This window comes from Cryobacterium suzukii, from assembly GCF_004403185.1.
GTDB lineage: Bacteria > Actinomycetota > Actinomycetes > Actinomycetales > Microbacteriaceae > Cryobacterium > Cryobacterium suzukii.
Genome location: NZ_SOHJ01000011.1, coordinates 24,130 through 38,822, shown reverse-complemented (window position 1 = coordinate 38,822; position 14,693 = coordinate 24,130). Strand labels below are relative to the sequence as shown.

Annotated in this window: 11 protein-coding genes; 10 read left to right on the top strand and 1 reads right to left on the bottom strand. The window is 65.4% G+C overall.

All coding sequences use genetic code 11. The features are described 5' to 3' along the window. Positions 1-92: 92 nt before the first annotated feature. Positions 93-1,058 carry a methylenetetrahydrofolate reductase gene (locus E3T39_RS09960; RefSeq protein ID WP_241979645.1) on the top strand — a complete coding sequence of 322 codons (966 nt, stop codon included), beginning with the start codon at positions 93-95 and terminating at the stop codon, positions 1,056-1,058. A gap of 89 nt (positions 1,059-1,147) precedes the next feature. After that, positions 1,148-3,490 carry a 5-methyltetrahydropteroyltriglutamate--homocysteine S-methyltransferase gene (gene metE, locus E3T39_RS09955; protein ID WP_134514889.1) on the top strand — a complete coding sequence of 781 codons (2,343 nt, stop codon included), beginning with the start codon at positions 1,148-1,150 and terminating at the stop codon, positions 3,488-3,490. A gap of 81 nt (positions 3,491-3,571) precedes the next feature. Here metE and lexA read toward each other — a convergent pair whose 3' ends face one another. Continuing rightward, complete coding sequence (gene lexA / locus E3T39_RS09950; RefSeq protein ID WP_241979644.1) at positions 3,572-4,276, bottom strand: transcriptional repressor LexA; 705 nt, start codon at positions 4,274-4,276, stop codon at positions 3,572-3,574. A 291-nt stretch (positions 4,277-4,567) separates the two neighbouring features. On the opposite strand from lexA, the gene E3T39_RS09945 reads away from it, so the two are divergent. The 8 genes from E3T39_RS09945 (at position 4,568) to E3T39_RS09910 (ending at position 14,634) form a co-directional block, all read left to right on the top strand. Continuing rightward, positions 4,568-4,993: a LysM peptidoglycan-binding domain-containing protein gene (locus E3T39_RS09945; RefSeq protein ID WP_134514886.1), complete on the top strand. Its 426-nt coding sequence runs from the start codon at positions 4,568-4,570 to the stop codon at positions 4,991-4,993. Between the two features lie 31 nt (positions 4,994-5,024). Beyond that, positions 5,025-6,149 carry a histidinol-phosphate transaminase gene (locus E3T39_RS09940; RefSeq protein WP_134514884.1) on the top strand — a complete coding sequence of 375 codons (1,125 nt, stop codon included), beginning with the start codon at positions 5,025-5,027 and terminating at the stop codon, positions 6,147-6,149. A gap of 9 nt (positions 6,150-6,158) precedes the next feature. Beyond that, positions 6,159-6,782 carry an imidazoleglycerol-phosphate dehydratase HisB gene (gene hisB / locus E3T39_RS09935; RefSeq protein ID WP_134514882.1) on the top strand — a complete coding sequence of 208 codons (624 nt, stop codon included), beginning with the start codon at positions 6,159-6,161 and terminating at the stop codon, positions 6,780-6,782. After that, positions 6,779-7,411: an imidazole glycerol phosphate synthase subunit HisH gene (gene hisH / locus E3T39_RS09930; RefSeq protein WP_134514880.1), complete on the top strand. Its 633-nt coding sequence runs from the start codon at positions 6,779-6,781 to the stop codon at positions 7,409-7,411. Before hisB ends, hisH begins: the two co-directional genes overlap by 4 nt. A gap of 105 nt (positions 7,412-7,516) precedes the next feature. Continuing rightward, the gene (gene priA / locus E3T39_RS09925) at positions 7,517-8,263 is read left to right on the top strand and encodes a bifunctional 1-(5-phosphoribosyl)-5-((5-phosphoribosylamino)methylideneamino)imidazole-4-carboxamide isomerase/phosphoribosylanthranilate isomerase PriA (protein WP_134514878.1); all 747 of its coding nucleotides are present in this window, start codon (positions 7,517-7,519) and stop codon (positions 8,261-8,263) included. After that, positions 8,263-9,114, top strand: a complete 852-nt coding sequence (locus tag E3T39_RS09920; protein WP_134514877.1) for an SseB family protein — start codon at positions 8,263-8,265, stop codon at positions 9,112-9,114. Before priA ends, E3T39_RS09920 begins: the two co-directional genes overlap by 1 nt. Before the next feature lie 56 nt (positions 9,115-9,170). Then, complete coding sequence (locus E3T39_RS09915) at positions 9,171-13,853, top strand: ATP-dependent helicase (RefSeq protein WP_134514875.1); 4,683 nt, start codon at positions 9,171-9,173, stop codon at positions 13,851-13,853. Then, positions 13,846-14,634 (top strand): DNA-formamidopyrimidine glycosylase family protein, encoded by a 789-nt coding sequence (locus tag E3T39_RS09910; protein ID WP_134514873.1) that lies wholly within the window; start codon positions 13,846-13,848, stop codon positions 14,632-14,634. The genes E3T39_RS09915 and E3T39_RS09910 overlap by 8 nt, the downstream gene beginning before the upstream one ends. Positions 14,635-14,693 lie beyond the last annotated feature (59 nt).

The window sequence follows — 14,693 nt, the reverse complement described above, 5'->3', positions numbered from 1 at the left end:
CGGCATCCGCCCGCGAAGTACCGCCAGACTGCTGGCGATGTCCGCGGCCGCCCGGCCACCACTGCTGTACCGCTTCTGCCGAATGAGGAAACATGACCACGACAGGGATTTCTGCGTGTGACGCCCGCCTGGCGTTCTCGTTCGAGGTGTATCCGCCGAAAACGGTCGCCGCAGCATCCGCTCTCACCCGCACCATCGATCACTTGGCCGCCGCCGGTCCCGAGTTCATCTCGGTCACCTACGGCGCCAACGGGTCATCGCGCAACTCCTCGCTCGACGTTTTGCGCTACATCAAAGACCAGACGAGCGCGGATGCCATGGCGCATCTCACCTGCGTCGGCTCCTCGCACACAGAGGCGAGCCGTCTCATTCGCGAGTTCCTTGACGCCGGTATCCGCAGCTTCCTGGCCGTCCGAGGAGACGCGCCGCAGGGCGCAGCCCCGGACGACACCACGTTTCTCGGGGACCTCCACAGCGCGGGCGAGCTGGTGCAACTCATCCATCGAGTGCAAGCCGAACGTGTGCCATACACCGAGACGGTCATTCCCGGTCTTCCCAGTGCTCGCGGAGTAAAAACCGAACGCAGCAAGGTGCGCATCGGCGTCGCCGCCTTCCCCAACGGCCACCCCAACTCGCGGTCGGTTACACAGGACATCGACACGCTGCTGGCCAAGCAGGCCGCCGGGGCCAACCTGGCGATCACCCAGCTGTTCTTTCACGCCGACGACTACCTGAGCTTCATCCAACGGGCTCGCTCTGCCGGGGTACTCTTTCCTATTCTTCCCGGCATCATGCCGGTGACCAGCCCGAACCGGTTACGCCGAATTCTGCAGCTGTCCGGTGAGAAGTTGCCGGCTGAACTGTCGATCGAGCTCGAGGTCGAACCGACCGAGCAAGGACAGCGCCAGATCGGCATCGACTACGCCGTACGCCTCAGCCAGGACGTTCTCGCGGGCGGTGCCCCCGGCCTACACCTCTATGCCTTCAACCAGCACGACACCGTGCTGTCGATACTCGAGGGGTGTGGGGCGCGTCCGGTGCCCGCAGCCATGCCCTAGGCCTCCCGCCTGATCAGGCGTGTAGGCCCACCCCCACGTTCGTTCTCTTCGACCATTCCAGCCACCATCGCTCCAGTGAAGGAATCACCATGCCCAGCGCCCCCATATCCAGCGCCTTCCCCGCCGGCACCATCCTCGGCTACCCTCGCATCGGCCGGCGGCGGGAACTCAAGAAGGCCGTCGAAGCATTTTGGTCCGGAGAGATCGATGGGGCGGCCCTGGAAGCCGTCGCCGCCCAGCTGCGGCAGCAGACCCGCGACCGGCTCGTCGATCTCGGTCTCGGCCGCACAGACTCGTCGATCCCTGAGTCGTTCTCGTACTACGACCAGGTGCTCGACACGATCGTCGCCGTCGGCGCGATTCCCGGCCGGTTTGCCTCGCTCGTCGCCGCAGACGGAACCCTCGATTTGGCTGGCTATTTCACCCTGGCGCGGGGCGAGGGAGAGAACCTGCCACTCGAAATGACTAAGTGGTTCGACTCCAACTACCACTACCTCGTGCCCGAGATCGGCCCGGAGACCGTGTTCTCGCTCGCCGGTGACCGGATCGTGCGTGAATTCGTCGAAGCCAAAGCCGCCGGGTTCCTCACCCGTCCGGTGCTCGTCGGGCCGGTCACGTTCCTGCTGCTCAGCAAGGCCAGCGATGGCGCTCCGGGCGGTTTTTCGCCGCTGTCTCGGCTCGACGATCTTCTTCCCGTTTACGCGGCGCTCCTCGCGCGGCTGGCGGATGCCGGCGCTGACTGGGTGCAGCTCGACGAGCCGGGCCTGGTCAGTGAATCCATCGACGTGCCGCGCGCCGAGACGCTGGCGGCCGTCGCATCCGTTTATGGGTTGCTGGGTCGGTTGACCGTCCGGCCGGCTCTGTTCGTTGCGGCGCCCTACGGCAGCCTCGATGATGCTCTGCCGGTTCTCGCCTCCACAGCCGTCGAAGCAATCGGCCTCGACCTGGTGCGGGGAACTCTGCCGCAGGCGGTACCGGGGCTGGACGGCAAGACCCTCGTCGCCGGGGTAATCGACGGCCACAACATCTGGCGCGGCGACTTAGCCGGGGCCATCGAAGTTGCCGAGGGTGTGCGCGTGCTGTCGGACTCCGTTTCCGTCTCCACCTCGACCTCCCTGCTGCACGTGCCGCACGATGTGCTCGATGAAACATCTCTGCCTGGCTCGTTGGCGAGCTGGTTGGCCTTCGCCGACCAGAAGGTCGGGCAGGTCGCTACCCTCGCGCAGGGGCTCGTCAATGGACGGGCCGCCATCGCCGGACCGTTGGCCGAAGCCGAGGCTGCGTTGGCTGAGCGGCACAGCGCCCCCGGCGTGCGCGACGGCGTCGTGCGCCGCCGTGCTGCTATGCTCACCGACGCCGACTTCAGCCGGGGCGCTTACGCCGATCGTCTGCGCGCGCAGGATGCGGCATTGCAGCTGCCGCCGTTGCCAACAACGACGATCGGATCGTTCCCGCAGACCGGTGACATACGCCGAACACGTGCCCAGTTTCTCAAGGGAACCATAGCCGCCGACGAATATCGGTCCCTGATGCGCGCCGAGATCGGTCGGGTCGTGGCCCTGCAGGAGGAGATTGGGCTCGACGTGCTCGTGCACGGAGAACCCGAACGCAATGACATGGTGCAGTACTTTGCCGAAAACCTCGATGGGTTTGCCGTGACCGAGAACGGCTGGGTGCAGTCCTACGGCAGCCGCTGCACGCGGCCGTCCATTCTGTGGGGCGACGTATCGCGCCCGGCACCGATCACGGTGGACTGGTCGGTGTACACGCAGAGCCTGACGGCGAAGCCGGTCAAGGGTATGCTCACCGGACCGGTGACGATTCTGGCCTGGTCCTTTGTGCGCGATGATCAGCCGCTCGGCGAAACTGCCCGCCAGGTGGCCCTGGCCCTGCGCGACGAAATTGGTGATCTTGAGGCTGCGGGCATCAAGATCGTTCAGGTCGACGAACCGGCCTTGCGGGAACTGCTGCCGCTGAAAAAGAGAGATCACGCGGACTACCTGGATTGGTCGGTCGGCTCGTTCCGGCTCGCGACGGCCGGTGTAGCGGATGCGACCCAGATTCATACCCACCTTTGCTATTCGGAGTTCGGCGTCGTCATCGAAGCCATCCGCAACCTTGATGCAGACGTCACGAGTATCGAAGCGGCCCGTTCCCGGATGGAGGTAGTGCAAGAGATCGAGGCAGGCGGGTTTGACCACGGCATCGGTGCCGGAATCTATGACATCCACTCACCCCGGGTGCCGAGCGTAGGTGAACTGACGACCCTGCTCGACACCGCCCTGGAATCCATTCCCGAACGACAGGTCTGGGTGAACCCGGACTGCGGTCTCAAGACGCGTGGCTATGACGAAACCGTGCAATCGCTGCAGAACATGCTTGCGGCGACGCGGGTGGTGCGCGAACGCCTCAGTGCCGACGTGAGCGCCTGACTCGACCACCGCAGTGAGAGAAGGGCCCGACCACCGGCTGGTGGTGGGGCCCTTCTCGTGCGGCAGGTGTCAGTGCGAGAACTAGACCGAGCGCAACACCGCAACGACCTTGCCGAGGATGTCGGCAAAGTCACCGACAATCGGTTCGAAGTTGCTGTTGCGCGGCAATAGCCAGGTGTGGCCGTCGCGCTTGCGCAAGACCTTCACCGTGGCCTCATTGTCGAGCATGGCAGCGACGATCTCGCCGTTCTCTGCGGTCTTCTGCTGGCGAACGACTACCCAGTCGCCGTCGCAGATGGCCGCGTCGATCATGGACTCACCCACGACTTTGAGCATGAACAGCTCTCCCTGACCCACGAGCTGGCGGGGCAGCGGGAAGATCTCGTCTATCTGTTGGTCGGCCGTGATGGGAATTCCCGCGGCGATGCGACCGACGAGGGGAACCATCGCAGCATCGCCGACCTGTATGCCGGGGTGAAAGCTGTCCTGATCGCCGGTGCTGACGTCTTCGGGAGCACGCTGAATCTCGATGAGCACTTCGAGGGCACGCGGACGATTCGGGTCGCGGCGCAGGTAACCGCTGAGTTCGAGTTGGTTGAGCTGGTGGGTCACGCTCGACAGGGAGGCGAGACCGACTGCATCACCGATTTCCCGCATGCTCGGCGGGTAGCCGCGCGAGCTCACCGAGCGCTGAATCACGTCGAGAATAGCGAGCTGGCGTTGGCTCAAACTCTTGCGGCGCCGAGTCCCGCCCTTGTCGCGGGTACCACTGGTGTCTTGTGTCACGATGTGCCCTCCTTGAATAGGTCCCGTGTGGCCTGAAACCATGTCACGCGGGAATGTCGGTGGTGTCTGGTTGAGTGTAAATCAAGCAATTGTCCTATCGAAAGTTTATCCAGTTCCACGCCCTCAAACAAACACTTATTCGAGTGTGTTGCGCTAAATTCCGGGCTGAGGCGAGAAAAAGCTTGCATGTTCGATTGTTCGAAGTTATATTCGGAACATAGTTTCGTATCCGGCCTTCCCGGCCGAGGGCCGGATACGAGACTCGCAGCCCGCCTACCTTGGAGGTTTGACATGACCACAGCATGTGCACCAGCAGTTTTCGTACCGGCAGCCCTCACGCCCGTCAGTCGTCTTCGTCTCACCCGCCGCGGTCGCGTGGTTTTCACAACCCTCGCAGCCGTCCCGCTGGTGATCGGCGCCGTGTCTTTCGCCGTCAACGGGGGTGCGGCCGGTGCGGCGGACTCCGCCACGGGCATTGACCTCATGTCGTACACGACCGATTCCGGAATCGTTACAACTCTGGCGTACTCGCCAACCGACGTCGGTTCCGCCCGGTTCGTCACGGTCGAACCCGGCCAGACCCTGTGGGACCTTGCCGAAGAGATCTCGCCGGCGGCCGACCCGCGCGACGTGGTGGCGGACATCAAACGACTCAACGCACTGTCTGTCGAAACTTTGCAGCCGGGCCAGCGTTTAGAAATCCCCGCCGACACCTAAGAAGATATCGGCAGCGGCACAGGGCCGTAGCATGGAGAGGGTGACCAGCCTCGAAGACCTCCCGCTCCGTACCAATCTGCAAGGTCTCACCCCATACGGTGCTCCGCAACTGCACGTTCCGGTGGCGCTGAACGTCAACGAGAACACGCACCCCATCCCTGACTCGGTGGCGCGCGACATCCTCGCTAGCCTGGCCGAGGCCATCCACTCGGTAAATCGGTATCCCGACCGTGAGTTCACGGCCCTGCGCGAGGCGCTGGCCCAGTACCTCGGTGAGGGGCTCACCGCCGACAATATTTGGGCGGCGAACGGGTCCAACGAAGTGCTGCAGCAGGTGCTTCAGGCTTTCGGCGGGCCGGGACGCAGCCTGCTCGGCTTTGCTCCGACGTACTCGATGTACTCGATTCTCGCGTCGGGTACTGGCACCACCTGGATTTCGGGCACTCGTGACGCCGACTTCGAGCTCTCGCCGGTCACGGCCGCGAGCGAGGTCACCCGAACCAACCCCGACATCGTTTTTCTCTGCTCGCCGAACAACCCCACAGGCACCCCGCTCTCGCTCGAGACCATCGCCGCCGTCTACGACGCGACAGCCGGCATCGTTGTCGTTGACGAGGCCTACGCCGAATTCGCACCCACTGGTACTCCGAGTGCGATCACCCTGCTGCCCGGTCGGGAACGGCTCCTCGTCTCGCGCACGATGAGCAAAGCCTTCGCTTTTGCCGGTGCGCGCGTCGGTTACCTGGCTGCCGATCCGGCGGTAACGGATGCCCTTCGCCTGGTGCGTCTGCCGTACCACCTGTCGGCTCTGACTCAGGCCGCGGCGAATGCGGCTCTGGCGCACAGCGCCGAGATGCTCGCGATGGTCGACGACATTCGAGGGCAGCGTGACCGACTCGTGGTTGAGCTTGCCCGCTTGGGCTATTCCCCGCACCGAAGTTGGAGTAACTTCGTGCTGTTTGGGGGAGTGACCGACCCGCGGGAGACCTTTGAGGCGTTGCTCGCTGAGGGAATCCTCATTCGCGACGTTGGTATTCCCGGCCATTTGCGGGTGACGGCCGGTACCGAGAATGAGACGTCACAGTTCCTCGAGGCGTTGTCCCGCCTGGGGCGTGCCGGTACTCCCGGTCAAACCGATTCAGTCCGAGCCGAATAAGCTAGCAGTATGAGTTCACCTGTCGGCATTTTCACGCCCCGCGTCGCACACCTGCAACGGGAGACGAGCGAATCCAGCATCGATCTCTCGCTCAACCTCGACGGTACCGGCGTCAGTGATATCCGCACCTCGGTGCCGTTTTACGACCACCTCCTCACCGCGTTCGCGAAACACTCGTTGTGCGACCTCACCGTGCGCGCTTCCGGCGACATCGAAATTGATGTGCACCACACTGTCGAAGACGTGGGAATCGTGCTCGGCCAGGCTATTCGCCAAGCGCTCGGCGATAAGTCGGGCATCTCGCGCTACGGCGATGCGCTGGTGCCGCTCGACGAGGCCCTCGCGCAAGCCGTCGTCGACATCTCGGGTCGCCCCTACCTGGTGCACACCGGTGAACCGGCCGGCTTCGAATTCCACCTCATCGGCGGACACTTCACCGGCTCCATGGTGCGTCACGTCTTTGAAGCCATCACCTTTCACGCCGGGTTGACCGTGCACGTAACCGTGCTGGGCGGGCGCGACCCGCACCACATCGCCGAAGCCGAGTTCAAGGCTTTCGCCCGCGCTTTTCGCCTCGCCAAAGCCCTCGACCCGCTGGTGCACGGTATTCCGTCGACCAAGGGTGCCCTGTGACCCGGGTCGTTGTCTTCGACTACGGCACGGGCAATGTGCACTCCGCGGCCAAGGCACTCGAACTGGCGGGCGCCGACGTCACCCTGACGAGCGATCGAACGGTCGCACTCGAGGCCGACGGCCTCGTCGTGCCAGGTGTCGGTGCGTTCAGCGCAGTGATGGCCGCACTCAAAGCGGTGCGCGGCGACGAAATCATCGACCGTCGCCTGGCTGGCGATCGTCCGGTGCTCGGCATCTGCGTCGGCATGCAGGTCATGTTTGAACACGGTGTCGAGCGCGGGATCGACACCGAGGGACTCGGCGAATGGCCCGGAACGGTCACCGAACTTCCCGCACCGATCCTGCCGCACATGGGCTGGGACACCGTCAGGAGCGCCCCTAACTCTGTACTCTTCCGAGGTATCGAAGAGGAACGGTTCTATTTCGTGCACTCGTACGCCGCCCAATCCTGGACGCTCGAGGTCATGCCGCCGTTTCCCGAACCCCGGCTCACCTGGGCGGAACACGGGGCACCGTTCCTGGCTGCGATCGAGAACGGCCCGCTCAGCGCCACCCAATTCCACCCCGAAAAATCGGGTGAGGCGGGCATCCGCCTGCTGAAGAACTGGATCGGAACTCTGCGCGACTAGCGCGGTGCGCCTAGACTTCACAATCCGCACTCTTCCTGCCTACCCATTACCGGCACCTGCCATGAAACTGGTCGCAGCATGCGACCGCACCAACCAAGGACACCAATGAGCGAGTTCAATAAGACACCGAGGCTCGTCCTCTTGCCCGCCGTCGATGTGGCCGGCGGTAAGGCAGTTCGCCTGACAAAGGGGGAGGCCGGCACGGAAACGAATTACGGTGATCCCATCGACGCTGCGGCTGATTGGGCGCGGCAGGGCGCCGAGTGGATTCACCTCGTGGACCTCGACGCGGCGTTCGGTCGGGGAAACAATACTGGCGTGATCAAAAAGGTCATCCGTCAGGTCAAGGGCGTCAAAATTGAACTCTCCGGTGGTATCCGCGATGACGAGTCACTCGAAGCGGCACTTACCACGGGCGTCAAACGCATCAACCTCGGCACAGCGGCTCTCGAAAATCCGGAGTGGGCGGCCAGCGTCATAGCGCAATACGGTGACGCGGTCGCCGTAGGCCTCGATGTACGCGGAACGACTCTCGCTGCGCGCGGCTGGACCAAGGACGGCGGGGACCTCTGGCAGGTGCTCGAACGCCTCGAAGTGGCCGGCTGTGCCCGCTACGTGGTGACCGACGTCACCAAGGACGGCACCCTGCAGGGTCCGAACATAGACCTTCTTCGTCAGGTGCTCGACCGCACCCGCAAACCCGTGATCGCCTCCGGCGGCATCTCCAGCCTCGATGACATTGAAGCCCTGCGCCGCCTGGTTCCGCTCGGGCTTGAAGGTGCCATCGTGGGCAAAGCGCTGTATGCGGGCGCATTCACCCTGGCCGAGGCCCTGGACGTCGCGGGGGACTAATGGCGAAGGCGCGAAACCTCGGTTCCACCGGCGATTCATTTGGACGCCCGGGCGGTGCCGCGCCGTCAGGTCAACCCGGCGATCACATCGAATCGGCCAACACGGCCGACTCTGCCGGCCAGCCCTGGGCCGGTCGCGAGTTCGAGGCGAATCTCGACGCTGGCGATGACGGATCCGTACCCGCACCCCTTGCTGAGGCGCTCGCCCGGTTTCAGGCGCGCGAGGCCGGGGAAGAGAGCGTCATCGACGCCATTCGCGGTTCCCGACTGCTCATCCCCCTGGTGACCAAGCTCGGCGATGCCGCCCTGAACAGGCGGGGCCAGACGATCGACAAAACCCAGGAGCTGTCGATCATCACCGTGGCCGGTCCGGACGGCCGCACCGTACTGCCTGCTTTCTCCTCCACCGCAGCCATGACGATCTGGAATCCCCTCGCCCGGCCCGTTCCAGCGGATGCCGTGCGCGTCGCCCTGGCCGCCGCGCAGGAAAACACCGACCTCGTCGTGCTCGACCCGACCTCGCCCGGTGAATTCGTCATTCGACGCCCGGCCTTGTGGGCCATCGCCCAATCCTTGCCGTGGACACCGAGTTACGCCAATCACCACGTCGCCGCCGCCTTCACGGCATCGATCGCGACGGAACTTTCGGTACTGACCGTCCAGCTCTCCGCCGGTGACCCGCTTGGCCACCTCACCGGCCCCGAGCTCGTGGTTCAACTGGAACTGGTCGACGGCCTCACCCAGACTGACCTCGACGCAATCCTCACTCGCCTCGGCACGCGCTGGTCGGAAAGCGAGACCATCACGACCGGCGTTGATTCGCTCCGTGTCAAGCTCGTCGCCTCGGCCTAGTACCCGATATTGGCCGTGTTCAGTGCGCTGTCGGTAGGTCAGGTGAGAATGACGGTATGACCGACGTGCTCGATCGATTCTCCCCGGCTGCCCGGGCTTGGTTCACCGAGGCGTTTGCCACGCCGACCGCAGCGCAGCTCGGTGCGTGGAATGCAATCGCGCAAGGGTCGCACGCCCTCGTCGTGGCCCCCACCGGATCGGGCAAAACCCTCGCCGCATTCCTGTGGGCCATCGACCGGCTGGCGAACGAGTCAGCACCGGCAGCAGCCGAGACCGGCACCCGGGTGCTTGGAACTCGTGTGCTCTATATCTCACCGCTCAAAGCCCTCGGCGTCGATGTTGAACGCAACCTCACCGCCCCGCTGGTGGGAATCAGCCGGGCCGCGCAACGGCTCGGACTTCAGCCGCCACAGGTCACGGTCGGTGTGCGTTCCGGAGACACGCCGAGCGCCGAGCGCCGCAAATTGGTCAACTCGCCCCCCGACATCCTCATCACCACTCCGGAATCCTTGTTTTTGATGCTGACGTCGGCAGCTCGGGAATCGCTGAGAGATGTGCAGACGGTCATCATCGACGAGATACACGCGGTCGCGGCCAGTAAGCGCGGCGCCCACCTCGCAGTATCTCTCGAACGCCTCGACGCGCTCCTTAGCCACCCAGCCCAGCGCATCGGGTTGTCGGCCACCGTGCGCCCGCAGAGCGAAGTGGCGCGCTTTCTCGGTGGCGCCGCGCCCGTTCAGATCGTGGCGCCGCCCACCCTGAAACGGTTCGACCTGCGAGTGGTCGTGCCGGTCGACGATATGAGCGACCTCGGGCCGGTACCGCAACGCGAGGGGGTCACGTCGGCCGCTGCTGCGCAAACCGGGTCGATCTGGCCCCACGTTGAGGAGGCCATCGTTGACGAGGTACTGGCGCATTCCTCGAGCATTGTCTTTGCGAATTCCCGGAGACTTACTGAACGGCTCACAGCCAGGTTCAACGAAATCTATGCCGATCGTCTGGCCGGGGCGGAGGCATCCGCTTTGGTGCCCGGTTCGGCTGCCGAGGGCGAGTTCGCCGAACCCGGTGTGATGCGGGCTGCGCGCCCGCCGGCCGAGCTGATGGGGGGAAGTGGCCAGAGCGCAGGCGCCGAGCCGTTGCTCGCGCGGGCGCATCACGGTTCCGTCAGCAAGGAACAACGGGCGCTCATTGAAGACGACCTAAAATCTGGCCGCCTGCGCTGTGTCGTCGCGACTTCGAGCCTGGAACTCGGTATCGACATGGGTGCCGTCGACCTGGTCGTGCAGGTTGAATCGCCACCGTCGGTGTCGAGCGGGCTGCAGCGCCTTGGCCGGGCCGGGCACCAAGTGGGTGAGATTTCGCGCGGGGTGATTTTTCCCAAGCATCGCGCCGACCTCATCCATGCTGCGGTTGCCGCCGAGCGCATGGTGGCCGGCGCCATCGAATCTCTGCGGATACCCACCAACCCGCTCGACATTCTGGCGCAACAGACCGTCGCAGCCTGCGCGCTCGAGCCCATCGACGTGGAGACGTGGTTTGACACGGTGCGGCGCAGCGCGCCGTTTGCGACCCTGCCCCGCTCGGCCTACGAGGCGACCCTCGACCTGCTCGCCGGCCGCTACCCGTCTGACCAGTTCGCCGAACTGCGGCCCCGCATTGTCTGGGATCGAGACGCAGGCACCCTGACCGGGCGGCCCGGAGCGCAACGCCTGGCCGTGACGAGCGGCGGCACCATTCCCGACCGCGGCCTGTTCGGCGTCTTCATGGTCGGTGGCGAACAGATCACCGGCAAACGAGTCGGCGAACTCGACGAGGAGATGGTCTACGAGTCACGTGTGAACGACGTCTTCGCGCTCGGTACGACGAGTTGGCGTATCCAGGAGATCACGCACGACCGGGTGCTCGTCGTGCCAGCTTTCGGGCAGCCAGGGCGGCTTCCGTTCTGGAAGGGTGATGGCCTCGGCCGCCCGGCCGAACTCGGCCAGGCCATCGGCGAGTTCGTGCGCGAGGTCGGGGCCTTGTCGCCGAGTGAAGCTCAGGTTCGCTGCGCGGTGAGCGGCCTCGACCAGCGCGCAATCAGTAACCTGCTGGCCTTTCTCGCCGAGCAGCGCGCGGTCACCGGGCAGCTTCCGACCGACCGTACCCTCGTGGTCGAACGCTTCCGTGATGAGCTGGGGGACTGGCGGGTTGTGCTGCACTCCCCGTTTGGCACTCCAGTGCATGCACCGTGGGCGCTCGCGGTGGGTGCTCGCGTGCGCGAACGCTACGGAATCGACGGCTCCTGCGTAGCCAGCGATGACGGTATTGTCGTGCGCATCCCCGATACCGAAACCGAACCGCCTGGCAGCGAACTCTTCGTTTTCGACCCCGATGAGCTCGAGCAGCTTGTCATTGACGAGGTCGGTGGCTCCGCCCTGTTTGCTTCCCGGTTTCGGGAGTGCGCTGCCCGGGCACTGTTGCTGCCCAGGTACAAACCCGGCGCCCGCTCGCCGCTGTGGCAACAACGGCAGAAGGCCGCCCAACTGCTCGACGTGGCCCGCACCTTTCCCACCTTTCCGATCATTCTCGAGACCCTGCGTGAATGCCTTCAAGACGTGTACGATCTGCCGGCCCTCGCGGCGCTGGCCAGGCAGATCGCCTCCCGCGAATTGCGTCTGGTCGACACCATGACCGAGACCGCCAGCCCGTTCGCGAGCACGCTGCTGTTCGGTTACGTTGCCGCCTTCATGTATGAGGGCGACACCCCGCTCGCCGAGCGGCGCGCCACCGCCCTCGCTATCGATTCGAGCCTGCTCGCCGAGCTGTTGGGACGGGTCGAACTGCGTGAACTCCTCGACCCGAGCGTCATCGCCCAAACCGACCGAGAACTGCAACGGCTCGCGCCGGATTACCTGGCCAAGGGCATGGAGGGTGTCGCCGATCTGTTGCGCACCCTTGGCCCCCTCAGCACCATCGAGGTCGCCGAGCGGATGCTCATTCCCCCGCCGGAATCGCAGCCCGCGCCCGACCTGCTACCTGCGCCCGACCGGCCTGGCTTCTTTCTCGCCGAGCACGCCCTGCTAGGCCTGGTCGACGCACGCCGCGCCATGCGCCTGAGCATCGGAGGTGAGGAACGCTGGGCAGCGGTCGAAGACGCCAGCCGATTGCGGGATGCTCTCGGTGTGCCCCTGCCGATCGGGGTGTCCGCTGCGTTCACTGAATCCGTGGCTGATCCGCTCGGTGATCTGGTGAGCCGCTACGCACGCTCCCACGGACCCTTCACCACCGACGCCGTCGCCGACCGGTTTGGCCTCGGCATCGCCGTCGTTCAGATTGCCCTCGGACGCCTCGCCGACGCCCGCCGTATCGTGGCGGGCGAATTTCGGCCGAACGGCACCGGCTTGGAATGGTGTGATTCCGAGGTGCTGCGGCGCCTGCGTCGGCGCTCGCTCGCGGCGCTTCGGCACGAGGTGGAACCGGTGGACCAGCAGGCCATCGGTCGGTTCCTGCCGGTCTGGCAACATGTGGGAGGCAAGCTGCGGGGAATCGATGGCGTCGCATCCGTTGTGGAGCAGCTCGAGGGGGCGCGCATTCCGGCGTCCGCCTGGGAGACGCTCATTCTGCCGGCCCGGGTGAGCGACTACCAGCCGGGCATGCTCGACGAACTCACCAACGCGGGGGAATTACTCTGGGCGGGCGCGGGAACCCTCGCCGGCAACGACGGCTGGGTCAGTCTGCACCTCGCCGAGACGGCCCAGCTCACGCTGCCGCTCCCCGTCGATGTGGAGACGACGCCGCTCCAGCAGGAGATCCTCGCGACTTTGGGCGGCGGCGGTGCTTACTTCTTCCGACAGTTGGCTGATGCCGTCGGCAGTCAGGACGACGCCGCACTGGTGCAGGCACTGTGGGACCTGGTCTGGGCCAGCCTGATCAACAATGACACGTTCGCTCCGGTGCGGTCACTTCTGGCCGGCGGCCATACGGCCCACCGGCAGAGCCGGGCCGCGCCCCGCGCCCGCCTGCATCGCGGACGGTCGATGCCGCGGCCGAACCTGCCGAGCCGCAGCGGTCCACCAACAGTCTCGGGTCGCTGGTCGATCCTTCCGGTGGCCGACGAGTCGCCAACGCGTCGCGCGCACGCCCTAGGGGAGACCCTGCTCGAACGCTACGGTGTGGTGACGCGGGGGGCGGTGATGGCCGAGGGTGTTCTGGGCGGATTCTCCCTCGTCTACCGCACGCTCACCGGGTTTGAAGAGATGGCCCGCTGCCGCCGCGGCTATTTCATCGAGGGCCTCGGCGCTGCCCAGTTCGCCACCGGCGGCACCATCGACCGGCTGCGCACCTTCGCTGTGGGATCGTCAGACCCGTCGGCTGCGCGCAGTGCCGCACCGGCCATTGCGATAACCCTGGCCGCAACGGATCCGGGGAATGCCTATGGTGCCGCGCTGCCGTGGCCGCCACTGCCTGGCGACACCACCCACCGCCCGGGCCGGAAGGCGGGTGCACTCGTTGTTCTTGTCGACGGTGCCCTCGTGCTGTACGTCGAGCGCGGCGGCAAAACGGTGGTTGCTTTTGAAACGGATCAGGACGTGCTCCGGGCGGCCACCGTGAGTCTGGCCGCCCTGGTCACCAACGGTCGCGTGCAGAGGATTGCGGTTGAAACGGTCAACGGTGTGTTCGTGATCGGCACCGCCGTGGGCGTGGCTCTCCGCGCCGCCGGGTTCACCGAGACTCCGAAAGGGCTGAGGCTGCGTGCCTGAGGGAGACACCGTCTACCGCACGGCCCGAACCCTCGACCAGGCCCTGCGCGGCAGCATCCTGACGGGCTGCGACATTCGAGTGCCTACTTTCGCTACCGTCGATCTTTCCGGGCAGACCGTGCACGAGGTCGTCAGTCGCGGCAAACATCTGCTGCACCGGGTCGGTGAGACGAGCATCCACTCGCATTTGAAGATGGAGGGTGCCTGGCACCTGTATAGACCGGGCACACGGTGGCAGCGACCAGCGTTTCAGGCCCGCATCATTCTAGAAACAGCGGACTGGGTCGCGGTCGGGTTTGAGCTCGGCGTACTGGAGCTCGTGCCGACCCGGGCAGAGTCGGAGGTGGTCGGCTACCTCGGACCCGATCTGCTCGATACCGGCTGGGGAGCGGGCGAGCGCGCCGAGGCCGCCACTCGCCTCGCTGCTCGGCCCGAACAACCGGTCATTCTGGCCCTCGCCGACCAGCGCAACCTGGCCGGGCTCGGCAACGTCTACGTTAACGAGCTCTGCTTTCTGCGCGGGTTGCTGCCGACGCGGCCAATGGCCGAGGTCACCGACGTGCCCGGGCTCGTGGGCCTGGCCCGGCGCCTGCTCCTGGCCAACAAAGACCGCGACGAACGCACGACCACCGGCAACCTGCGCCGCGGAGCCCAGGTGTGGGTTTACGGGCGAGGCGCTCAAGCTTGCCGTCGCTGTGGTACCCCTATTCGCCGCGGCACCTTGGGCCGAAGTGATGTCGAGCAGCGCAACACGTTCTGGTGCCCACGCTGCCAGACCTGACTCGAGCCGCCGCCGGGGACTAAAAAACGGATGCCGTCGGTCGGGGTGACCGGCAGCAT

Excerpts from the sequence above, each read along its gene's own strand:
- E3T39_RS09960 (WP_241979645.1), top strand. The coding sequence starts at position 93 with ATGACCACGACAGGGATTTCTGCGTGTGACGCCCGCCTGGCGTTCTCG.
- metE (WP_134514889.1), top strand. The coding sequence starts at position 1,148 with ATGCCCAGCGCCCCCATATCCAGCGCCTTCCCCGCCGGCACCATCCTC.
- E3T39_RS09945 (WP_134514886.1), top strand. The coding sequence starts at position 4,568 with ATGACCACAGCATGTGCACCAGCAGTTTTCGTACCGGCAGCCCTCACG.
- E3T39_RS09940 (WP_134514884.1), top strand. The coding sequence starts at position 5,025 with ATGGAGAGGGTGACCAGCCTCGAAGACCTCCCGCTCCGTACCAATCTG.
- hisB (WP_134514882.1), top strand. The coding sequence starts at position 6,159 with ATGAGTTCACCTGTCGGCATTTTCACGCCCCGCGTCGCACACCTGCAA.
- priA (WP_134514878.1), top strand. The coding sequence starts at position 7,517 with ATGAGCGAGTTCAATAAGACACCGAGGCTCGTCCTCTTGCCCGCCGTC.
- E3T39_RS09920 (WP_134514877.1), top strand. The coding sequence starts at position 8,263 with ATGGCGAAGGCGCGAAACCTCGGTTCCACCGGCGATTCATTTGGACGC.
- E3T39_RS09915 (WP_134514875.1), top strand. The coding sequence starts at position 9,171 with ATGACCGACGTGCTCGATCGATTCTCCCCGGCTGCCCGGGCTTGGTTC.